This is a genomic window from Paenibacillus sp. 23TSA30-6 (assembly GCF_014858585.1).
In the GTDB taxonomy this organism is placed as follows: domain Bacteria; phylum Bacillota; class Bacilli; order Paenibacillales; family Paenibacillaceae; genus Paenibacillus.
Genome location: NZ_SLTL01000025.1, coordinates 69,045 through 91,733, shown reverse-complemented (window position 1 = coordinate 91,733; position 22,689 = coordinate 69,045). Strand labels below are relative to the sequence as shown.

The following is a 22,689-nucleotide window of genomic DNA, read 5'->3' as shown; positions in this document are numbered from 1 at the left end:
GTGTGCAACCCCATCGTACCGAGGCGCTCGTTTTTGTGCAAAGGCCAAATTATTCATTCTACAGGAATTCTAACGGGCAGTTTTGTTGAACAAGTTGTAAATTTAACATTTTAAAGTAAGAGCATTTCTTTGTAATGAGAAATGCTTATTTTTTTTTTACTTAAAATAAAAAGGATATTCAATTAACAATAACAATATAATAAAAAACGATATTAATTTATTGTAAAACAATAAATTATGTGTTAAAGTCGTTTTACAATTAAATTAGCGAGGTGCTCTTAATGAAACGGAGAACAACACTCTTTTTGAAGATGGCTGTTATTCTTATTGGAATCCCAATTCTTGCTTTGTGCATATTTTTAGTGCCTAAGATCGGGAATTTTGCTGGAGAATTGTATCCAGATATCGCTTATATGAAATCTCTCGTTTTAATCGATATGTACGCGGCAGCGATACCTTTTTACTTTGCTCTGTATCAAGCTTTTAAACTTTTAAGCTATATTGATAAGAACAAAGCGTTCTCGGAATTATCCGTAAAGGCTTTAAAGAATATAAAATACTGTGCCATCACAATCAGTACCTTGTACCTGCTAGGTATGCCACTCTACTATCTCATGGCGAGGAGAGTTGACCCTCCAGTTATCACAGTCACCGGATTGGTCATTATTTTCGCTTCTATGGTGATCGCCGTTTTTGCTGCTGTTCTCCAAAGACTTTTACAGGAAGCTATAAATATAAAATCAGAAAATGATTTAACGATCTGAGGTGAATAACATGGCGATTATCATCAATATTGATGTGATGTTAGCAAAACGAAAAATGAGCGTAACGGAGCTTGCGGAGAGGGTTGGAATTACTATGGCGAATCTTTCCATTCTGAAAAATGGGAAAGCAAAAGCGGTTCGTTTTTCAACATTAGAAGCGATATGTAAGAATTTAGATTGTCAGCCAGGTGATATTTTGGAGTACAAAAGCGACGAAGACACTCAATAAAAACAGACAACAAATTTATTGAACTAACGGAGACGTTAGTTCAACATCGAAGGGGCAGCCGCGCGGCTGCCCTTCACTCAGCTAACTGGGAACGTTAGTTCAATGAGGACAGCGGCAGTCTAAGACTTTATTTATCAAGTCTTGGTCCGCCGCTGCTTCTTTTAATGGATCAGTATAGAACTTATTTATCAAAAGCTGACGATTCTTTAACTCAAAACCGCGTAAAATCAACGACTCCAGTCTAATACTTTATTTTCACAGAACATCAACACCCTAACTTTATAATAAAATATTGTCAGGTTACCCATGCCGACTGATGAGTATTATCTTCATAATACTTAAACCTTGTTAATGGTATAATGGAGGTAAAGGAATCGGAGGGATTAGTATCCATTACCAAGCTATTAACCTGAATGATAAATTATCTAAGTTCAACGATCATTGGTCTCCGAAAGTTATTGGCGAAATGAATGACTATCAATTTAAGCTCGTCAAGATTGTTGGGGATTTTGTATGGCACGATCATCAAGATACCGACGAGGTGTTTATCGTGCTCGAAGGGGAGATGTTCATTGATTTCCGCGATGGTCAGGTGAAAATCTCCCAGGGCGAGATGTTTATTGTCCCAAGGGGAGTCGAGCACAAGCCTTTCGCCGAAAAGGAATGCCATATCATGCTGGTGGAGCCTAGAGGTTTAGTTAACACTGGCGGGACTGAGTCCGAATTAACAGCAGCCAATGATATTTGGATATAGCGTCTGTTAGAATAATGAACTCGTTCGATTACATCGTTAAAACTACGGGAGTCTAGGACTTTTTTTGTCCCTAGCTGCCGCTTTCATTCCTATTGGGATTAGCCTGATACCCTACTTCCCTCGAACACTAGTTTCATCCAAAGAAAACCCGCTCAGTGAGCGGGTTTTTCAAATTTTCCACACATGATTACGTGCCTCAGTTTGCCTATGCTTTAAGATCCAGTACCAGTACATTCACCGAATTAGCGGGTAATTGCAGAAGGATCGCGTTATTACTGAGCGAAACCTGCTGCTCGGTAGGCACTACCTTCTCATCATTCTTCTTATTCACGTTAGGAACATGAACTAGCGAAGCATCGCCGGTTAGTGTAATCAGCTTGGCAATGGCCTCGACACTCAAATCTTGAAGGTTCAACTGCATTGCCTTATCCACGTTATCGGCATTCACAAGCTTCACATATACATGCTCCGCATCTTTGGTCACCGAGTTGAACACGTCTCTGTTGTAAGCTTCCAGCTTGTAGTCCAGCACTTTGCTGCTTGTCACTCCGTCGGTGTAAGAGCAGATCAGGCTGTTGCCCGTTTCACCGCCATAATTCACCGTGATGGTGTAATCCGTGTTGTCAGCAAGCTCTTCATAGCTGGCCGCTCTCAGGTTGCCTGCCGCTGTACTGGAAGAGTAGTCACCTAAGGTATAGCCTTCCACCCCTTGCTTGTAAACCTTCACGCCCGTTGCCTTGCCGCCATAGCCAACGGCATATTCGACCACGTCCTTTTTCTCTGCGGAAATATCCGTAAGACCTGCGCCCACATAAAAACCGTCCGTGCCAGAAACACGGGAAGCGACGACCTCCACCTTGTAATTCGTCCATTGGTCGTTCAAAATGTACAGACCGTTCAGACCGCTGGCTTGAGCTTGGAGGACAAGTCCCTTGCCTGCTTCCACAGCACACCCCACGGAACCCGGAATGACCTGCCAAGCCGGATTCCATTTCTGGGTAAAATCCTGTTCCAGCAGCACGCTGCCGTCCGTGTTGGAAGTGACCGTCACATGCTTCACGATCACCTCGGCGTTGCCTGTCGCAATCTCAATTCCACCCTGCGGAATGAGATCTATAGGCTTGCCGTTTTTGTAAGTGGAAAAAGAGGTCGCCAATACTTTATTGCCTAAATATTTGGCATACATTTGCTGTACATAGTAGTTCGGCGTGAACCACACGGTTTCGTCATCGAACCAGATGCAATCCGGCGTCCATCTGTAGGTTCCGTCCGTCAGCACCTTGTTGAACAAGGGCGCATAGGCGGCTAACAGAACGACATCGGCGTTATTTTCAAAGCCCGTCATGACCACTGCCTCTGCTACTGCGCCTGCCAGTGTATTTTTATCCGTAGACGCATACTCACCCACGAACACCTTGGACGTTTCCTTCCAGTTTATGCTGCCGTCTGCATTATACGCTCTATAGTAATAGTTATATCGGTCCGCGTTATTAAGCAGGTACTCGTTGGAACGGTAGTAGTGCTCATCTGCAATGGTGTCCATGTAGTTTTCTTGCTTCTCATACCATGTCACGGTTTCCTCAGTCACTTGGGTGCCGTCTGCAAAAGCGACCTTAGCCGAACCGGTTATATTACCACTCAGGAACTTCCATCCCTGCTGATATGCATCGTCGTCTGCTTGAGCGCCAACCGTGGAGATGATATGCAGCTCGTAGCCTGGATAGTTTTCCTCCATGTACGCATCAATAGACGTTTTGAACACTTCAAAGTTGGCAAAGAATTCTGTACCCCAGTTTTCGTTCCCTACTCCCAAATAATGCAGATCAAACGGCGCTTCGTGGCCCATTTTTTTACGCATGGCAGCCCATTCATTGTTATCAAAATCCACGCTAATCGCAAAGTCGATCAGGTCCGTAAAATTCTTGATATAGTATTCTCTTAATGCGCCACCAGCGGGATGAGCGTAATCCGAACGGGCTTGGCAGAGAACGCCACAGGCCATAACGGGAAGCGGAGCTGCATTCAGGTCTTCGGCCAACTGGAAATACTCCATATAACCAAGGCCCATGGTCATCATATAGCCCCATACATTAAAATTTTCCTTGCGCAGCTCGATATCGCCAATAGATTCCTTCCAGTCGTATACGTTTTCCCAAATAAACGAACCCTCAGAGATACAACCGCCCGGAAAACGCAAGAACTTCGGATGCATATCGACCAGCGCGTTCACCAGATCTTTTCTCAGTCTATAGTTGGGATTCCCTTGGAAGTTGGCATGTGCCGATGGGGATCGGGCTTCCTCCCCTGCACCCCACACATCCTGTGGAAACAAGGAAACCATATCTATCGAAATCTCACCGTCAAACGTCATCACCAGTTGCCCCAGAACCGTAGCTGATCCTGTCAGCACCAGTTTGGAATCTATACCGTACTTTTTCCACGTGTTGCTGCCTTCCACCTGTACGGTTACCGAATCACTAATCCCCTTCTCATTCGCGTCTTGCAGTTGTAGCGTGATCGTGCCTACCGACTCAGCCTTCGCCCAGATGGTGAAATCATACTTGTCACCTGCTTGGATAGACATAGCACAATTCTGGTTAGAATCCGAAAAGCCCTTATTCCGAATAGTCGCACCATCCGCTACCGCCACATAATAAGAGTTCACATCTTTGTCTTTAGCACCTAAAAATTCATTTAATCCGCCGCTATTTTGCGGAGTCATCTTGTCCGTATCACCAGACCAGGAAAATAAAGGATTACGGTTTCGCCCCGTAGAGCAACCGCATTCACCAGAAGCATGGGAATAGGTATCAAACACGAAGGACTCGAAGGAACGATTCTGAACAAGCTCCGCATAAATTCCGCCATCCGCTGCGTTATTGATATCTTCGTAGAACAAGCCGTACATCACTTCGCTGATATCCATGACTTCCCTATTTCCATGAATGGTCAAAGTGTAAGGAGGTAGCTGTTCCGGCAGGACGGATACTTCAAAACTTTTTTCAATACAGCTTGGGCCCTTCGTCAAGAAGGCTGTCACGGTTACCCCCTGTGAGGAGGTAATTGTCTGGACCTGACCGTTGTCAGAGAGTATCTCAGGGTGGCTGGATTTCCAGATCACTTCTACTCTACCGCCCATGAGGACCGTTGGCAGGGACAAGTCCTTGGTTACAATCGTCGTTGGGAAGGACAAATACTTATCGCGAGCGAGCTTCACAACCTCTTCGTCTGTCAACGAATCGCACATGACTTCGATGACTTCATCCGCTGACAAGCCTGCTTTATAAATGCGGAAGTCCGATAGGGAACCGGAAAAATCCACATCCGCCGCATGCTGGGAACGACCAATAAAATTGTTGCTATAGTTGGATGAGTCCGTAAACGTTTCAAACCATTTGCGCAGCTTGGCATAGTTGCCGCTGGAGGTTTGGCTGATGGAGCCGTCCGCTACGACTTCGCCGTTCACATACACAACCGGACCCGCACTGCTTAATGTGCCGCCTTTAGTGCCGATCACGGACATGGCTATGTGCATCCACTCATCCCGGACAAAACCTCTCCCCGGATCTACAGCCAGATCTGCTTCGGCGAAAAGAGTCCCGCGCAGATTCCGTGTCATGAACATATAAGGCCCTGTATGGGCTTTGCCAAAGTCAAAAACACGTTCCCACATATCCGTGAATTTGCCGAAGCTTACCCAAGCAGTCACCGTGACACCCGTGTTATCGCTTACATCTTTAAGCAGATCGGAAGGAAGCTGTATATACGATGTACCATTAGGACCTCCCTCAAGCGTTAAAGCCATTCTGCCGCTGGCATTGGAGATTGTTGGTGCTACTGTGCCAGAAGCAACCCCGTCATTACCTTGCCCTGAGCTATCTTTGCCGACGTTCCCAGCATCATCAAACTTGTACCGCGCAATGATTTGATCTTGGAATTTGGTCATCTTCGTTGCTCCTATACATATATTTTGTTAATGTAATAACTAATTAATTAATATAAATATATACTATATAACTATAGTACCTTATCCTGCCCACATTTTTCAATCCTTTATAGTGACAAAAAAACCGCTCAATGAGCGGTTTTTTAGATGGGCCATCCTTGTTAGGGTAAATTTTTCACTCCATTGATGCACTGGTTTCTTTAATTCCAAAAGCAATCCACCGACCATCTACATCCTCAATAACAAATTCTTTATTGTTATAGTCTGTATTCGACAAAGAGCGTACAATTTTTACCCCGGCTGCCTCAAATTCTTGTTTTAGATGTTCTTGTTGCTTGGTAATAAAGTAGGCATCATACCCATAACCATATAATTCTCTATTGGGAACAACTTTTTGTCCCAAAGATTTAGTCAATATAACTTCCGTATCATCACGATACAAACAAATATGTGGCTCTTCTGCCTCCAAATATGACACAGCTCTAAATCCTAAATATTGGCTGTAAAACTCAGATGTTTTCTCAATATCATTTGTTGGGAATATGCTATGGGACTGCAAGAGTCTTTGATACACGATAAATTCACTCCTTGGGACTATCCACTTATTCAGTATTAAACAAATTTATTTTCAGCTCGTAAATAAACCGACCTCATGGGTTACGCGTTCAATTTTTGTCCACAATTCGGACAGAAGTTAGCTCCTTCGTTTTTCACACCGCAGTTAGGACAGAAATTGGGCTTTTTATGGTCTCCAGAAGGAGAAGGAGCGGCAGATTCAGATTCAGGTTGAGGCTCGGCCGGAGGATTTTGGTTGGGATTCAAATTTTTCATCATTTCATTTGCTATATTCATCCCCATCATCATACTCGCCATATCCGAAGCAGCACCGCCGCCTTTTACGTTGCCAGATGCAATACCGTCCGTCATCGTGACCTGTTGATACTTTTGCAAATTACCGATCATTTCATGAGAAGCCGTCTTCGTAATCATATCCTGAATTTCTTGAGGATAATTGAAGCTCATCACATGAAAGCCTGTAATCGTCATCCCGTTGTCCATCACTTGCATATCCAGATCTTCTTGAATGCCTTTGGAAATATCGGAAGCATTCGCTTGCAGATTAAACATGTCCTTCCCTTCTCTGCTGATCCACTTCATTAACAACTGATCCAGCACAGAAGTAATCCGGATTTTAACATCCTCCACCAGATAACTGTCTTTCATCCCGGCAACCTTATCTATGAGCGTAACATAATCGTCCACCTTAAAATTAAACGTGCCATTCGCACGAATAGGCATACCGCCTGGAAGCTGGGGAGTCGGGATCAAAACCGGATTTTGCGTCCCCCATTTGACGGTAAACTCCTTCGTATTGACGAATAAAACTTCCACCCTCATACCACTGTTAAAGCCGAATTTAAACCCTTTTAACGTGGACAGGAACGGGATAATCTCAGAATCTATATTGTAAGATCCTTCATTCTCGAAAATCCCTTCAATCTTGCCGTTATTAACGAAAATCGCGTCTTGACCGGAGCGGATCATTAACTTGCTTCCTTTTTTAATCTCCCGATTGCTCCATTTCCAAAAAATCATATCATCTCTAAACTCTTCCCACTCTACAACATTCGCAAATTGGTTTCTAAAGAACGACATTCTGTTCCCATCCCCTCAGTTAAAATGAACCTCTGCTGCCGCTATGCGAATGACCGCCACTGGTGGTTCCGCCCCCGCTTGAGCCGCTACTGCTGCTCTTTTCAATCTTCCGTTTCGTTGTTGTTGTGTGGAGGTATTGATCCCGATGAGCCAAAATCCCTGAAGTGCTTGCATCCTCGTAGGTCTGCCGATTTACCGTAACACGGCCGCCGGAATTGGAAACCATCTTGCCCACGATAATCCCCGCCAATACCAGTGAAACCACCAATTGAAACGCAATACTATAAAATATACTGTCCGGGTTCACCCCTGGCCGGATTCCCAAATACCTGTGTGCACTTAAAATATATTTTTGGAATGCAAGCTCATAGTTACCGCTCGTCAGATACGGACTAATCTCGTCACGTATTTTATCCAGTCTGTCGTCATCCAGATACCGCTCCGCTTTGTAAAATCCGGCCAAATAAATCTCTCTATTTCTCATATCCATCGTTAAAATGACCGCATTTCCATGAGACCTGTCATATCCAGGTCCATGATCATCATAAAAGTCCTGCGTCATTTTCATAACATCCATATTGTCGGGGTTACTGGAGGTAAAAATAATAATATCCGTCTCTCTTTCGGCCCCGTATTGATTAGCCATCGTGTTCAGCTCATCATACTCTGTCTGATTAAGCAGACCCGCTTCATCATAAATCAATGACTTCCATTCCGTTGTAGCCGCTTCGCCCTTCACTTCCATGGGAACGGCTAGAAAAGCAGCAAAGAAAACCAAGATTGCCAGGATCGCTCCAACCCTTTTCATTAAAATATCCCCCCCATGATCATCCAAGTGATTAGCTTCAATGAAAGGAAAGAGACACCAAAAATGCCTGCAAACCAGGCAGTCACTTTGACCTTGCTAATCGGAGGCTTGCCGACTACCTTGCCTGTCTGACCGTTCATGGCAAACGTATGCTCCAATCTATTGTAGTCATAGTGTATTACCCATACCGGAAGCAGGACATAATCTGCTTGTTTTAATGTAGTATCAATTTGCTTTTCCGTGTAGTTCACGGCCGTGTATTCTGACACCGCAGACTGAATATAAGCATCAATATATTCCTTCACTTTTTCTTTTACTCGCGGGAAGAGCTCCTCGTCATTATAACTGTATTTCTCCGCAATGTAGCCGGCGAGATACGGGGTTTTAAAGCTTTTTAGCTGTTCGTAAGGAAAAGGCTCCAATTTATCCATCAGCTCGTCATTCATTTTCTCCGCGGCATCAATCGGAACCTTTACATAATTCAGACGGATTTTCCGGTATACATCAAAATGCTGTGTTTCCGTATACTCATAGTCGCCGCTCGTATAGGTTCTTACCTTGGTACCCTGACCATGTACCTCAATTTTATTATGTAGATCATATAACCAGAAGGGCACATACATCCCGGTGATTCCCTTGATTCGATCTGCTGTCATGAATCGATTCGGCGTCAGACGACCATTCTTGCACCATTTTCGGAATGCTTGTATTGCTTCTTCCTTACTGATCGAAAAAGGAATGACCTGCGCCGGAGCCAACTCCCCGGTCAGTCGTTCGCCGAGCACAACCGCTGATCCGCAAAAGCTGCAAACCGTCGCACTTGTCTCTACTTCGGTCATAATAACTGCTCCGCAGCTGGTACAATGGTACTCCTGAGCCTCGTCTTCTAGAAAAACATGATTCGTCAGAGGATCTGGAAAATACTCGATATTGTCCTTTTTTCCGCAACTGTGACAGGATAACATTCCTGTTTCACTGTCAAAGACCATGCCACTGCCGCAGTTTGGGCATTTATATTCGATAACCGGCATCTGCTCACCTCTATCATAAAGAACTGTTATTTCTGATCTTTCAGTTTTTCTTTGATCGCAGCCAATTCATCTTCTGCGTTCGTGCTTTTCTCATATTGTGCGAATAAATCATCCAGATCGTCCTGCGTCCCTGCTCTAAGCTCGGCTATAGCCATTGCTTCATCATATGCCCTGTTAACCTTCTCTTCCATAGCTTCGAATACGGAATCCTGGCCGCCCATGGCGTTCAATGATTGCTGTACTTTGGCAACCGCCATTTTCCCTTTTAGCTTGATGCGCCGTGCTTCCAATTGGTCCATATCGGACACCAGTTTATTCTGCATTTGTTTCATATTTTCGGCGTTTGATGAAGCCAAGTCATAAGCGGTTTCGAATTGTTCCAGTTTCTCCACCTGCGTTGCCTTTCTCTCCAGAAACTTTCGAGCGTTCTCGTCATTGCCAGCTTCCACTGCCTTCATAGCATAATTCTGAAGCTTTTTGATCTCGGCTCTGCATTCATCCAAAGCTCTTTTCGCTCTTCGCTCATCCGCCAACACTGAAGCTGTCTCCGCCTTCACCCTGCCCAGGTCGATGTTCAGGTTCCGCATATAATTATCAATCGTCTTCTCCGGATCCTCCACCTTATCCAATAAGGCGTTAACATTCATTTTCATAATATCCCTAAATCTCGACAGAATCCCCATCATGGTCTCCCTTCGAAAAGATTACATTCCACCATATAATACATCAAATCTAGAAAAAAGGGTTCATTTCCCTGACATTTGAGTGTTTGACCTACAATCCATCTACAATCTAACTCATGAAACATAAAAAGCCCGCTCGCTGAGTGGGCTCATCAAATGGAGAGGAGTCTATCCTTCCGCTTTATAATTCTTCATAGGTTTTGGGGTCCTGCCCCCATATCCGTCCGTCCTCACTGCTGAACGCCGAAATCACATTCATTTCCTCTTCCGACAACTCAAAATCAAAAATCTCCAAATTCTCAGTTTGGTGCTTTAAAGAAGAGGCCTTAGGGATTGGGATCGCGCCCAGTTGGATATGCCAACGTAAAATCGTTTGTGTAATGGTTTTGCTATGGGCGGCAGCAATTTTTCCAATCTCTTCATTCTCCAGCATGCTATGACCACGGCCCAGAGGACTCCGCGATTCAGTCCGAGCGAATTCCTTCGAACGCATTCATGACTAATTGTTGCACATAGGAATCGTCTAATGGATAACCGGTTACCAGCAATCGATAAAAAATCGGTCCGTAAATGAGATCTATACTTAATTCAATATCGAGATTTTTCTTCAATTCCCCGCGCTCCATCCCCCGCTCCAAAAGGAGCCTGGCCTCGAGCCGCCGAGGATGAAAATATCGGGTCCGGTATGCCTCCGATAATCCTGAATCAAGCTGCCCTTCACCTATTAACTCCGTAATGATTTTACCCTCTCGACTTATTAAGAACCGTACTAAATTCGTGGCATGAATGAGAATATCATCTAATACACAACCCGTGTCCGGCACAGGCAATCTCGCTATGGTAGCTGACAGAAAGCCGTCCATCACCACAGCAGCCTTGTTAGGCCACCATTTATAAATGGTCGCTTTGCTAACTTTAGCTCGTTCAGCAATTTTTTCTACCGTTACCGCTCCAAAGCCATGCTCCAATAGTAAATCATATGAAGCGTTAAGGATAGACTTTTGCGTCTCGACATTACGCGGGCGTCCTCTTTTACTCTGCACTGGAATGCCACCTTCCTGATAGGTATAAATAACTATAAAAATAAACTGTACGTTCAGTATATCAAATGACAAGTAAAAATAAAACGAATTTACCTATTTACAAAACCAAACGTTCAGTATATTATTTGATTATCAAATTAATGAACTATACGTTCAGTATTTATTTTCCGGTAGCATTGAATTGAAGAAGTGTTGTTGCACAATCACCAAACAATCATAAGGAGGATTATCATGCAAAGAGAACAACAAGCAATAGGAAGTAACCGTATTTCAAATGGGATGATGTTTCTGTTGGCAGCCGCATGCGGCCTGATCGTTGCCAACCTTTATTATGCTCAAACCCTGGTAGGGCCGATCCATGTTGCTATGGGCCTTTCTTCCACAGCAGCGGGCTTCATTGTCACATTAACTCAAATCGGTTATGTCGTAGGATTGCTGTTTATCGTACCGCTCAGTGACATTATTGAAAATCGACGCCTCATGGTCGTATCGCTAATCATTACAGTCGTTGCATTGCTCGCAGCCGCATTCGCCCCCAATGCGTCGTTGTTCCTGACCGCATCTCTGTTCATTGGAATCGGATCTGTGGTAGCCCAAATTCTAGTGCCGTATGCCACCTATTTAGCGTCTGAAGAGCAGCGAGGCCGGGTTGTTGGGAATGTAATGAGCGGACTGTTGCTAGGAATTATGTTCGCACGACCGGTGGCAAGCTTTATAACCAGCATCTGGGGGTGGCAGGCCGTATTTATTTTGTCAGCAATTGTTGTGACGCTGTTGACGGTTCTGCTCTCGCGTGCTCTTCCTGAACGTAAGCCTGCGCCTACGGTATCTTACGGCAAATTAATTTTCTCTCTAGGCACTCTTTTAAAACAAACGCCCGTATTGCGCCGCCGTGCCCTATATCAAGCCTGTCTATTTGGAGCCTTTAGCCTATTTTGGACTGTTGTTCCTCTACGATTGGCAGATGATTTCGGAATGTCCCAGCAAGGTATTGCATTGTTTGCTTTAGTAGGCGTGGGCGGCGCAGTAGCAGCTCCAATTGCCGGGAGATTGGCTGATAAAGGCTGGAGTAAATTCTTAACCGGGCTTGCCATGATCATTGCCGCCTTGTCTTTTTTGCTAATCTATCTTTTTCAAAACCATTCAACCGTAGCTCTCGTACTACTCTTTGTTTCAGCGATTACACTGGATATGGCCGTATCGGGAAATCTTGTACTTGGGCAGCGTGTGATTTACTCCTTGGGAAGTGAAGCGAGGGGGCGTCTGAACGGACTCTTCATGTCTATTTTTTTCGTAGGCGGTGCCATTGGATCATCATTAGGCGGTTGGTCTTATGCGCAAGGAGGTTGGAATTTCAGTGCTCTCATTGGAGTCGCGCTGCCGTTGCTAGCTTTGCTTTACTTTTTCACTGAGAAAGAAACGAGTGGAGACGTACAAAAGAAACCTTCGGCGGAATAACCATACAACAAAAAATTACCCCTATTCGTCTAAGTAGTTAGAGATACACACGACGAATAGGGGATGTTGTGTTCTAAAGGTTCATAACTTTTATTTAAGTATTGCATCGATGGAATATGAGCCTGCCCCTGTCAATGCGATACCGACTACGACTGCAATCAGAACTAGCGGATATTCATAGCCATTAGCTGTTGCCCAAATTCCGTTTTGGCCATGTACTTTGAAAATCGCCCCGAGCATAGTCACCGTAATGAACAATGCAGCCAATGGAGTGAGTAGTCCCAAAGCAAATAGGACTCCTCCCAGCAATTCCATCAACCCAGCGGACACGGCCATGAATACTCCCGGTTTAATTCCGACCGATTCCATCCAACCGCCAGTACCTTTTGGACCATAGCCGCCAAACCAGCCAAAAAGTTTCTGAGCTCCGTGCCCGACCAACAACAATCCAACCACCAAACGTACCAGTAACAATCCACTTGCCAACATAAAAATCACTCTCCATATCATATTTATTTTAAGATTATTTAATTAAAGATATTAGATAGAACTAAGTTCATTGCTGTACTATTTGAGCCTGTTCTTTTTTTAGTTTTTCAGGAGTAATATCGTCTCCATGCGGATCATAAATAGTAGCATTCAGGAGAATGCTTTTTATAGAACCCCGAAATATTTGAAGGTATTCTTTGCGAAGATCAGTTTGTTCAATTTTTTCAATTTCAGTTAACCCGACTTCTTTTTCTTTTTTTGCAAGCTGATTAATTCTTTTTAAAATTGTAATCATATCTATACCTCCATATTTAAAATTTTTTGATCGGTTATATCTTTAATTTATTTATCTTGATATAAAGATATAATACTTTTCTATCCGTGTCAATACTTATTCAAAAGAAAAGAAGATCAACCCTTGGGTTGCTTCCAGAGATAAAAGAAAAAGCAGCCATCACAGAGGATGCTCTGCGACAACTGCTTTCTGGCTTTCAGGGCCACATCACCAGCCGCAACCTTCCTGAGATCAAGAAGTTCATCGACAGCTATGTAGAAAAGGTGATCGTCTACAAGAAACACGTAGAAGTCATCTTTAAGCTACAAGTAGTCACACTTTTCATCTCACCTAAGTCACGAAAAATTTTCAATTGAATTTTATATATTTAGCGAAATAGGAAAGTATAATAATAGAAAAATGTAGGAAGTCAAAACATAGGAGGAAATCATGGGCCGACTAGTTCATTTCGAAATTCATGTAGATGACATGAAACGTGCCAAGAAGTTTTATGGCGAGGTATTTGGATGGACATTTGAGGATTGGAGTGATTATGCTGGAACGCCTTATTTTGGAGCTGTGACAGGCGATGCAAATGAACCCGGAATCAACGGAGCCTTGATGCAACGTCAAGGTGCTTCCCCCCAACCCGGCCAGGCTATGAATGGTTATGCATGTACTATGGGAGTGGAAGATTACGATTCTACTGAAGCAAAAATTCTTAATCTTGGAGGCAAACTTGCACTGCCAAAGCATGCACTGCCTGGAATGGCATGGCAAGGGTATTACATGGACACAGAAGGGAATATTTTTGGTATTCATCAGCCAGATGAGCATGCAAAATAGAGTTATACAATCGCATAGACAAAAGCACCACCTCACACGGTCGGGCTTTTATATGTTCGTTCAAGATGCGATAGAGCAGCCTGTTAGTAAACAATACAGCTACGGAAAAGGACCTGAGCATTCATCAGACTTAGAGCAAGTCAAGGCACAGAATCCATCATAAACGTGTGCAGATCAATTCACATTCAAACAAAACTAAATAAACCAGTCGCCGGTTCAATTCCGGCAACTGGTCACTTAAACTTGAGTGTGTTTTGATCCCTGTCTCATCAATGGGGGGTAGTCCCGCAGTACAGTTGGCTACCTTTTTTTATCATAACAAGCCAAAACTCATCAGATAATCTATTCCAATTCCATGTAATAAAGATTTGTAGGATTATCTTTTGTAATGGTATGTGCGCCAGGAGCAAGTGATACGCTGACAATACCATCAGTCATTGGATAATCGGTTCCATCAACCTTGATTTTTGTTCCGTCTGCTGAATTAAACACTAATGTTAATGTTGAAGCTTCCGTAATAGTAAACCCAATACTGGTTGAGTTCTCGATTTTTAAGCATTGAGTTAGAGTCACACCATTATACTCCACAGTTCCCTTGTTTGCCGAAAGATTCCCTTTAATATCAAAGAAGTCGTTGTTGGTTCCAGCTATGGTAAAGTTATGAACTTGTTCTCCGGGTGTTGGTACCGGAACAGGAGTCGGTGTTGGTTCTGGGGTTGGTTCTGGTGTCGGCTCCGGTGTTGGTTCCGGCGTTGGCCCTGGTGTTGGTTCCGGCGTTGGTTCCGGCGTTGGCCCTGGTGTTGGTTCCGGCGTTGGCCCCGGTGTTGGTTCCGGTGAGACTGAATTACCCCCTACAGATACAAGTTGAGTTGTGTAGCTTCTTATTTTAGCCATTAGAGCTGAATTGAGTGCATACGACGTGTCATCAACGGAATTATCAAATTTCCATGTAAAGTCTCCGTTATTCAGGCGTCCAGCTTTTGCAGTAACAATTTGTTCAACATCGCTTACGTTATCAATGTCAGCACCATTTACTCCAATATCGACGCTTGTATCAAAGTTGTTATAAGCTGTTCCTCCTTTTAATGCTTTGTATGAGCTTGGTACGATTTCATTTCTCGACGAAGCTAAGTACGCATCAAATGAGTTTTCATTTGCCGGAGCTGTCCCGTTATTGGAGTTTGCATAAATCAGACTGGCAGCATCAACTATACTATTGTTGTAGGCCTTAATCACACCTCCGTTTTCGCCTGAAAATGTACCTTCCCCTAAAACATCCGTACCTTGCAAAGAACTCAACATTGGATATTTAGCATGTCTAAAATAATTAGATTCTACAAAGGCTGAAGCTCCCATTGTAGCACCGACACCATATTTTGAGATTCCATCAAAGAAGTTATTATATACATGAACAGATGCCACTCTTATACGTGGATGACGGGAGTCTGAATGATCAAACCAGTTATGGTGGAGGGTGGCAAAGAATTCTGACGATTCACTTAAGCCGACCAGAGCCGATTTTCCTGAATCCCAGTAGTGATTATAAGAGATTGTAATATACGTCGATCCATTTTTAACGTCTGTGGAACCATCTCCCTTTGCTTGGTCAGCATCTCCTCCTGCAGATCCATAGAATATATCATTATTATGCACCCAAACATTGGCATTTCCTGTATCCATTGAAATACCGTCATCAGGGAACAACATCAGACCCAGGTTTCTCACTTCCACATTTCCGACATATCTAAGAAGCATTCCCCATCCGTAAGCATAAGCATCGTCTCCGATGCCTTCAACCGTCATATTCATTTCCGAATAATTTTTTTTGCCTTTTACTTGAAGATATCCACTGCTATTAAGTTGTCCTCTCATATCATCTTCTGTAACTTTTCCAATAAATCTGATTGCAAGTGGTGCTGTATCATAGCCTTTTTGTCTTAATGCCAAAATCTCGCCTAGACCAACACCTGTTTGAACACGACCTGAGCTATTGATTTTCACATTGAGGGTCACTGTTTGTACAGTCTCGGATGTTACATAAAGAACTTGGGCACCATTCTTAAGTGTTCCGTCTTCATTATAAGCACCCGAGCCTGTGCCATATAGCGATTTTGATGAGAAAGCAAATCCAGATCTATCATATGACGCTACGGATAGCTTATTTGAAACGGCACTTACCGTTGAACCGCCTGGTAGCCTGGCTTCAACTTTCATTACATAATCTCCAACTGCAAGACCTACGGCATCAGCTCTCCAATAGGAAGGGTATTTTCGGATCAATTCGCTATCAATTTGTTGGTAGTAAGAATCTGGCGCATTTACAGGTTTAACATATACATTATACCCCTCCGCATTGCTTTCAGGTGACCATTCTACATACGCAGTTTCATTCCAGCCTCCATCGTCGATGATCGAAAGACTGGCAGCATAAGCTGTAGTATTTTGCAATCCTCCTGTTATTAAAGATATTGCAAGAGAAAACAATAAAACAATACCCATTACATTTGTAATCCTCTTTTTCATTTCCAATCCTCCCAAGTTTGATTTGTTGCATACACCATTGAACCGTTATCAAAAAGTCGTCAAGTTTCTCGATTCACCTCCCCCGTGTAATCATATTAATGGTGCATGGTATGGATTCGATTCATAAGCATGATGCCAGACCTGCCAAAAATGCATTCGTCCATTCTGTACGCGCAACAAAGTAATACAAATCAATGAAACATGTATACAAATTTTATAATGAGAAAAATATCACAATGCATGAGTCAAACTAATGAGACTTACATTCAAACTACAGCGTCTATCAATAATCTTCAAGGGGAGAAATTAGTATTATTAAGACTCTTCCCCATAATTTCGAACTAATTCGTCAATATTCCCTTTCTTTCGACGTTGTAAATTATATCATATGATCCAAAATATTTCCTGGATTATTTTTACTGAAAATTAATTTTATAAATATCCCTATGGACGGAAAACTTGCCACTAACCAGTGCATTTTTCATGGCGATAAAAGGTCAACAGTTCAAGACGTATTCAGAGGAACTAAAGATGGAAGCGATCCGCCTGCACGTTAATATGCCCTCCAAGTCGAGATCACCAAAATAATAAAGTTCATGCTCCGCGCCTTGAACAGGGTACTGTAAACGGAGCATCCCCAGATTTCCTACAATTTTTCGGCCGTAGCCAAAAATCAATGAGGAGAAGGATTGACCGCTAACATCAAGGGATCACTGACAGGCACAACTTTGAGTTGCTCCCAAACTCCTAGACGCTCCAGCAAGGATTGCCCTCCGTTTTCCGTAATCCACTTCTCGTCTCTCCTCATGTTGTAAAACAAAAGTGTCCAGTTTAGCATAGTTCGTGACGGTATCAATGGCATCTCCATACTGGTATTTTCGAACCATCGTTGTGACCAGATCATCATAGGTACGATGAATATCCTGATAGGACCGCTTTTTTAGCTTGATATCCATCTGATACGAATGCGAAGCCGCCTCCAGTTCAAAGGTATATACGCCCCGTATGCAATGCACCGACATACGCGTAACAATCCCATGGAACAATCGTCTTAGCGATTGTCCCTGCTCATCCAATTGGCGGATGACAATCGGTTCCTCCTCCATGTTCTGCCCCATACACGCGGCTCCCTGTTCTTCCGACAGCATGCCGCTCACCATCAAATATGCGTGATCGTTGATGGCTCTTGTCATTTGAAGCTTTTCTATATGTTGAGGCTGAAAAGAACCGTAGAAACGTAGACTTTCATACCCGATTCCGTTTTGCAATACGCTCAAGTCCTTTCAGTTCTCCTTTCCGACAACATAAAATTGCGAGGGAGTATCCGAAATATGGCGTCATGAAACAAGTCAAAGAGCAGGCCATTAATCTAGCTCCTGCCCGTCATTTTCAATTCGGATATGACCACAATACAGACACTGATGGGTGCAGTTCTGTGTCAAGGCGGGCTGCCCCTCGATCTTCACGTCACTTTTCCCGTTCAGCCACGGCATGGTCAGGACAGGAACACACGGGGCTTTCTTCACACCATAGATGTCCACCATGTCACTGGCTTGCACAGCCGGGTTTAATAGACTGGAGCAGTTCCCAAAAGACTGGATGTTCACACCCGGTACATAATCTCCAATGTTCATTTGTGCCTTGTTTTTCACGTAGACCCCATGGCTAAAAGGCCGTTTCAAACGCGTAGGCTGCGTGCCATTACTACAGCTTAAAATCGCTCCTGCCACGACATAGCTCTTTTTCGCACCGGTTCCCGGTTTCACTTGGGCTTCTTCCACCTTGCTCCATCCTCCTTAGTGCTCCATCTCGATTCGTTGTACTCGAATGCCTGTAAAAGATCGACGCAGCAGACTTTCTGCCACCGACAGATGGATATAGATATGGGGTTCGATCAGTCCCGCAATCCGAAAAACAGGCGATGGGATATCCCCCTGTTTGAGCACCAAATGCTTCAACACATCATTGGGATACCACTCCGTTTGTGCGGACACGCAATCCACTATCGGCGGACGAAGCATCCAGTACACGTCCTGTCTAGCTTGCTGAAAATCGGTAAGGATGGCCGCTTCCCATTCCAGTCCTGGCATATATTTCTCCAATAATACTTTCAGACGATCCGACACCAGCGGCATTGGAAATTCCAAAAAATCTGGGTATATCGTTCGTTGATCAGTATGTACATCTAAAAAAAGAGGAGCATCCTGTGGTTCCTTCATCGGGGTATTCGACAGGATGGCCTCCACTTGCAAGGGAGAGAGCGCAGCAGGTTCTACCCGATGTTTTACCCGCTCGTCTACCATCAGTCGGAAATATCTCAATGCAACCACCCCCTTTTCCTAACGCCATCTCTCGCCTGTGAAAATGTAGAAGGCTCTTCCCACGAATGGGATACCTCAGGGGATACACATTCCAATCCAATGGCCTCCCTGCGCTGTTCATCGGTAAAAATGACCCCTTGCACATTTGCACCTGTAAAATCGGCCCGGATCAAACAAGCTCCCTCAAAGGAAGCACCTGACACATCGGCTCCAGCAAAGCAGGCATCCGTTAGATCCGCCCCGTTCAAGAACGCTCTTTGTAGTAACGCCTCTTGAAATACAGCTCCTCGCAGCTGTGCATCTTGAAAATGAGCTCCTTGCAAGCTCGTCCCTGTGAAATCTACCCCAGCAAACCCCAATGGCTCCCAATCTAAAGAAGCATCCAAGCCATATCCGGCGTTGCCCATAACAGCATCCAATATTGCCCCTCTCATGGAACATCCGCTAAAATCGGCTCCATGAAGCAAGCTATAGGTGAAGTCGGTGCCTTGGAGCTGGCTTTCCTGCCAGATCGTTCCGACCAAAACGCAGCCATGCAAGCGACTGTGTTCTATCTCGATCTGACGAAAGGCCGTATACCGAAAATCCAACTGGCTATAATCCCCGTCCGATAGCTGGATGCCCTCCAACGCCTGATAGCTGTAGGCATGCTCTTCTTGTTCCTCCAGCCACGACCGGATTTCGTTCGCCTCCATGACTCTACGATCTTCTTTATACACCGATACAGTGTGGTCCATATATTCCCCCACACGTATCTCGAACGTCTCTTCCCGCTCCAGCTTTTGAAACTCCGGTAAGCACATGGCCTTTTTTATCACCAAACGCATCATATTCACAACGAGCACATGAATATGTACCGCTGCCTCCAGCATGACCTGCTCCCATCCAAGCTCCGGTAGAGAAACCTGCTGCTTCTCTACCTCCCTTCGCAATTTTTGCTGCAAATCGGTCCAATAGGAATATGTCCAATTTGTATCCCATTCAAATCGGATCGGTTCAGGATCAAGTACCCATAAAGCGTTCGCTGCCTCCACAAGATAAACAGGCCTCTCCTCCAACCATGTGGTACGTAGCATGGAGTACGTGATATAACCGATCTTTCCTTTTCTTCCTTCCTGCTGCTCTTGGCGAATCTTCTGACAGTATCCTCGGAACGCTTCGACACACGCTTGAATCCGTGGTTCTTGCGTCGCCTTGAACTTCAGCGCCCAGTCTCTACGGATCAGAAACCACGCCTGTTTCAAGATGGCTTGTTGTTGCTGCGTGTCCAGCTCATCTATGGGCTTCTCCATCTGCTTTCATCCACCACCTAAAACTCTTCATATTTCATATCATCATGTTGCCACCATTCAGCCGCCACACCACAGCCTAATTCGACTTCACTTCACTGCCCTTCATGTCCGCTGAGCCGCTCAATTGAATATGACTACCGTTGCAATCCATACGCAGCTCACTACCTGCGGACAAACTCATCGTTTTCCCTGCCGACAGGCTCAGATTGCCACCCGCCGAGATGCTTACCTGCTTACTGCTCACGATATGAATGCCTTCCTTGTCGTCCAGCTTGATAAAAATAGCGCCGTCCTTGCCCGTCACGACCAGCTCATCCGCCCCCAAACGAATCTCCTTGCCATGAGGCGTTCGCCATATTTTCATTTGCGGATTGGAGAACTTGTTGTGTCCGCTCCCTCTGCCTGCACGTCGGACCGCACTCCCCGCAATCCCATCTTCTTCACGACTGCCCGGAAAATACAGCGATACGGGGTCTCCTTTTTCCGGCATGACGTACCAGCCTGTGTGACCTCCCGCACTATACACCGTCGAATAGTTGAACCAATGCGCCTTATCTACATCCTGCTTCTCATCGCAATCCAGATGGATTCGCACCTGATCCTGACGCACGTCCACAACCACACCGCTTAACGAGGCTCCCGCCAGCTTTTCCTGATAGTAGCTTTTTTGCCGTAAGCCTTTGTACGAGGCAAGCACATATTGATGCCGCAGCAGCCCTTGCCTCATTTCGGTATAGGCCTCCATTACATATAAGCTGTGTCCCTGAAAGGTCATCTGAGCTCCCAAGTCCAGCACCTCGTCCGTTTCTACCTCATAGAAAATAAAGTCATTTTCTGTCACCTTCGCCTGCTCATTTTCCTGAAAATAACGGAAAGGCAGCATCTGCTTGCGCACGGTATAACGAGTATGATCCAGCACCACCTGTGCAGGACTATCCTCAATGCCAAAATAAAATTTTGGACTGTCAAAACGAGCCACAGGCATCAGGCTCGTATGATACCGGGAGGCCATGCGTCTCAAGAACGCCCAGTCCGTCTCCTGATACTGGATGGCCAGCCTTCCGATTTGCTCTCCACCTGTCGCTCCATCAATCACATCCAGCCCTTCGTAGTCCTTGCCAATCTGCTCCAGCATCTGAGGAATGGTCATTTTCGTATATTGAAAAGAACGGGTACGCTGCCGGATATCCATCCGGTAGGTATGGGAAATCGCCTCCACCTCCAGATAGTACACGTCCCGCACGACCTTTATTTCGACCGATAAGGCAATCCCGCTGAACAGCGGCTTACTTTCGCCCGATTCATCCCGCTGGCTCACCTGGATGACGGTGTTCTTTTCCGTCGTTTCCACATAGCTGTCCTGCATATCCTCGGAGATGATTCCTGTAAAATAGAGTCGGGTATGCTCGTTGATTTTTTTCGTGAGGGTAAGCTGCTCCAGATCGACCATGACATATGGATAGATTTGAATTTGATCGTAACCGAGGCTCATAGGAAAGCCACCCCTTTCTCAAATGTGGAATTCGAAGGAAACGGAACAATATGGAGCGATTGCACTGTATTTCCTGCCACAGGCAACCACGCTTCCATGTCCGATTCTATACAGTTAAACGTACCCATCGTCACCTGTCCCTCATGGATAAATAGCAGCATTTCGTTGTACAGATTAACATCCACACCTGCTGCCACAAAACGGATCATCCCAATGGACAGCCCGGAAGGATTCACGATCATTTCCGTACCGATCCAGTTACGAATCGGTTGTACAGACCGCAAAACATCCGCCATTTGTTCTACAAACTCGGGAAGCTCGTCCACCTCCAAAGCCGACTCTGTCGGATTAAAGGTGATGTTCACCGCGCCGTCCAAAGAGGTATAAATGATCTGCGGACGATGTTCCAAAGGATATTTAAATCGGGCTTGCTCCAGTGGCATCAGGCTAAAAAATTTGGGGATGCTAACCGCCATTTGTCCATCCAAAATCGTTTTCCATTCCAACGGGATCAGCTCATCACCCATCCGCAGCACCCTATTTTGTTCAGCAGCGGAGTTGTCCTGATCGGGTACATCAGCTTGAGATCGATTCGTATTTACGTTATTAGATGCTACATCATGATTAAGCTTATTTTTGAGACTTAGGATATGCTCGTCCATATCGTTCATAGAGGTAGTCCCTTCTTCTTGAAAAGATGAGAGTTTACTTCAAAACACAAAAGTAAGAGGGGATATTTAACAATAGCCCATCTTATGTATGTATCGGCCAGAATAGAGATTATGTTTACAGAAAGAACCATCACATGCGTTATTTTCAATGTATATTTCTGAAATTAATATGGAAAAGAGGATGAATAGGAACGGACTAACGATCAAACTAAATCCGTCTTAGCCAAGAAAGACATCATCATGTAGAGCACACACCAGATGCTCCTTTTCTTTATAAGGGCAAATAATCACCCCCTTTGAACCTAAAAAAACGACGGTGCCGACGAAAGCGTCATTCTACGCCAACGTCGGTACCGTCGCTATTTTTCTATAGAAATGGAGCAAATTCCATGTCAACCTGCTTGCCAAG

General features: G+C 44.6%; 21 protein-coding genes and 2 pseudogenes. 6 read left to right on the top strand and 17 right to left on the bottom strand.

Annotated elements, in window-relative coordinates; translation table 11 throughout:
• Positions 1–281 precede the first annotated feature (281 nt).
• The 3 genes from E0698_RS20355 to E0698_RS20345 all read left to right on the top strand — a co-directional run bounded on the left by E0698_RS20355 (position 282) and on the right by E0698_RS20345 (position 1,747).
• Positions 282–764 carry a DUF2975 domain-containing protein gene (locus tag E0698_RS20355; protein WP_192512734.1) on the top strand — a complete coding sequence of 161 codons (483 nt, stop codon included), beginning with the start codon at positions 282–284 and terminating at the stop codon, positions 762–764.
• A 10-nt stretch (positions 765–774) separates the two neighbouring features.
• Positions 775–993: a helix-turn-helix domain-containing protein gene (locus E0698_RS20350; RefSeq protein ID WP_025716897.1), complete on the top strand. Its 219-nt coding sequence runs from the start codon at positions 775–777 to the stop codon at positions 991–993.
• A 388-nt stretch (positions 994–1,381) separates the two neighbouring features.
• The gene (locus tag E0698_RS20345; protein ID WP_192512738.1) at positions 1,382–1,747 is read left to right on the top strand and encodes a cupin domain-containing protein; all 366 of its coding nucleotides are present in this window, start codon (positions 1,382–1,384) and stop codon (positions 1,745–1,747) included.
• A 205-nt stretch (positions 1,748–1,952) separates the two neighbouring features.
• On the opposite strand, the gene E0698_RS20340 is transcribed toward E0698_RS20345, so the two are convergent.
• The 8 genes and pseudogenes from E0698_RS20340 to E0698_RS20305 all read right to left on the bottom strand — a co-directional run bounded on the left by E0698_RS20340 (position 1,953) and on the right by E0698_RS20305 (position 10,914).
• Positions 1,953–5,693: an alpha-L-arabinofuranosidase C-terminal domain-containing protein gene (locus E0698_RS20340; protein WP_192512733.1), complete on the bottom strand. Its 3,741-nt coding sequence runs from the start codon at positions 5,691–5,693 to the stop codon at positions 1,953–1,955.
• Between the two features lie 175 nt (positions 5,694–5,868).
• Positions 5,869–6,267: a VOC family protein gene (locus E0698_RS20335; RefSeq protein ID WP_192512732.1), complete on the bottom strand. Its 399-nt coding sequence runs from the start codon at positions 6,265–6,267 to the stop codon at positions 5,869–5,871.
• Between the two features lie 83 nt (positions 6,268–6,350).
• A complete protein-coding gene (locus E0698_RS20330; protein ID WP_134911614.1) occupies positions 6,351–7,349 on the bottom strand; it encodes an SPFH domain-containing protein in 999 nt (332 codons plus the stop codon).
• A 19-nt stretch (positions 7,350–7,368) separates the two neighbouring features.
• A complete protein-coding gene (locus E0698_RS20325; RefSeq protein WP_192512731.1) occupies positions 7,369–8,157 on the bottom strand; it encodes a TPM domain-containing protein in 789 nt (262 codons plus the stop codon).
• Complete coding sequence (locus E0698_RS20320) at positions 8,157–9,188, bottom strand: TFIIB-type zinc ribbon-containing protein (RefSeq protein ID WP_192512730.1); 1,032 nt, start codon at positions 9,186–9,188, stop codon at positions 8,157–8,159. Before E0698_RS20320 ends, E0698_RS20325 begins: the two co-directional genes overlap by 1 nt.
• A 26-nt stretch (positions 9,189–9,214) precedes the next feature.
• Positions 9,215–9,871 (bottom strand): PspA/IM30 family protein, encoded by a 657-nt coding sequence (locus E0698_RS20315; RefSeq protein WP_192512729.1) that lies wholly within the window; start codon positions 9,869–9,871, stop codon positions 9,215–9,217.
• A gap of 181 nt (positions 9,872–10,052) precedes the next feature.
• Positions 10,053–10,340, bottom strand: a pseudogene (locus tag E0698_RS20310) (aldo/keto reductase); the annotation flags it as partial.
• Positions 10,336–10,914, bottom strand: a complete 579-nt coding sequence (locus E0698_RS20305; protein ID WP_134911618.1) for a TetR/AcrR family transcriptional regulator — start codon at positions 10,912–10,914, stop codon at positions 10,336–10,338. The gene E0698_RS20305 and the pseudogene E0698_RS20310, both read right to left, overlap by 5 nt.
• A gap of 231 nt (positions 10,915–11,145) precedes the next feature.
• Here E0698_RS20305 and E0698_RS20300 point away from each other — a divergent pair, with 231 nt between their 5' ends.
• Positions 11,146–12,372, top strand: a complete 1,227-nt coding sequence (locus E0698_RS20300; RefSeq protein WP_134911619.1) for an MFS transporter — start codon at positions 11,146–11,148, stop codon at positions 12,370–12,372.
• Between the two features lie 90 nt (positions 12,373–12,462).
• On the opposite strand, the gene E0698_RS20295 is transcribed toward E0698_RS20300, so the two are convergent.
• Together E0698_RS20295 and E0698_RS20290 are read right to left on the bottom strand one after the other, a co-directional pair.
• Positions 12,463–12,861, bottom strand: coding sequence for a DoxX family protein (locus E0698_RS20295; RefSeq protein WP_134911620.1), 399 nt, complete (start codon positions 12,859–12,861; stop codon positions 12,463–12,465).
• Between the two features lie 67 nt (positions 12,862–12,928).
• Positions 12,929–13,156 carry a DUF896 domain-containing protein gene (locus tag E0698_RS20290; RefSeq protein ID WP_134911621.1) on the bottom strand — a complete coding sequence of 76 codons (228 nt, stop codon included), beginning with the start codon at positions 13,154–13,156 and terminating at the stop codon, positions 12,929–12,931.
• 86 nt (positions 13,157–13,242) lie between these two features.
• On the opposite strand from E0698_RS20290, the gene E0698_RS20285 reads away from it, so the two are divergent.
• Together E0698_RS20285 and E0698_RS20280 are read left to right on the top strand one after the other, a co-directional pair.
• Positions 13,243–13,512, top strand: coding sequence for a hypothetical protein (locus E0698_RS20285; RefSeq protein ID WP_238354080.1), 270 nt, complete (start codon positions 13,243–13,245; stop codon positions 13,510–13,512).
• A 73-nt stretch (positions 13,513–13,585) separates the two neighbouring features.
• On the top strand, positions 13,586–13,981 hold the full coding sequence (locus tag E0698_RS20280) for a VOC family protein (protein WP_192512728.1): 396 nt from the start codon (positions 13,586–13,588) through the stop codon (positions 13,979–13,981).
• 342 nt (positions 13,982–14,323) lie between these two features.
• On the opposite strand, the gene E0698_RS20275 is transcribed toward E0698_RS20280, so the two are convergent.
• The 7 genes and pseudogenes from E0698_RS20275 to E0698_RS20245 all read right to left on the bottom strand — a co-directional run bounded on the left by E0698_RS20275 (position 14,324) and on the right by E0698_RS20245 (position 22,280).
• Entirely contained in the window at positions 14,324–16,504 is a 2,181-nt protein-coding gene (locus E0698_RS20275) for a pectate lyase family protein (protein ID WP_192512727.1), read from the bottom strand.
• 800 nt (positions 16,505–17,304) lie between these two features.
• Positions 17,305–17,781, bottom strand: a pseudogene (locus E0698_RS20270) (contractile injection system protein, VgrG/Pvc8 family); the annotation flags it as partial.
• 87 nt (positions 17,782–17,868) lie between these two features.
• Entirely contained in the window at positions 17,869–18,285 is a 417-nt protein-coding gene (locus tag E0698_RS20265) for a PAAR-like protein (protein WP_192512726.1), read from the bottom strand.
• Positions 18,286–18,300: 15 nt separating this feature from the next.
• Positions 18,301–18,807 carry a hypothetical protein gene (locus E0698_RS20260; protein WP_192512737.1) on the bottom strand — a complete coding sequence of 169 codons (507 nt, stop codon included), beginning with the start codon at positions 18,805–18,807 and terminating at the stop codon, positions 18,301–18,303.
• A gap of 14 nt (positions 18,808–18,821) precedes the next feature.
• Positions 18,822–20,117, bottom strand: a complete 1,296-nt coding sequence (locus E0698_RS20255; RefSeq protein ID WP_192512725.1) for a pentapeptide repeat-containing protein — start codon at positions 20,115–20,117, stop codon at positions 18,822–18,824.
• Positions 20,118–20,193: 76 nt separating this feature from the next.
• Positions 20,194–21,609 (bottom strand): phage baseplate assembly protein V, encoded by a 1,416-nt coding sequence (locus E0698_RS20250; RefSeq protein WP_192512724.1) that lies wholly within the window; start codon positions 21,607–21,609, stop codon positions 20,194–20,196.
• Complete coding sequence (locus E0698_RS20245) at positions 21,606–22,280, bottom strand: hypothetical protein (RefSeq protein ID WP_192512723.1); 675 nt, start codon at positions 22,278–22,280, stop codon at positions 21,606–21,608. The genes E0698_RS20250 and E0698_RS20245 overlap by 4 nt, the downstream gene beginning before the upstream one ends.
• Between the last annotated feature and the right edge of the window lie 409 nt (positions 22,281–22,689).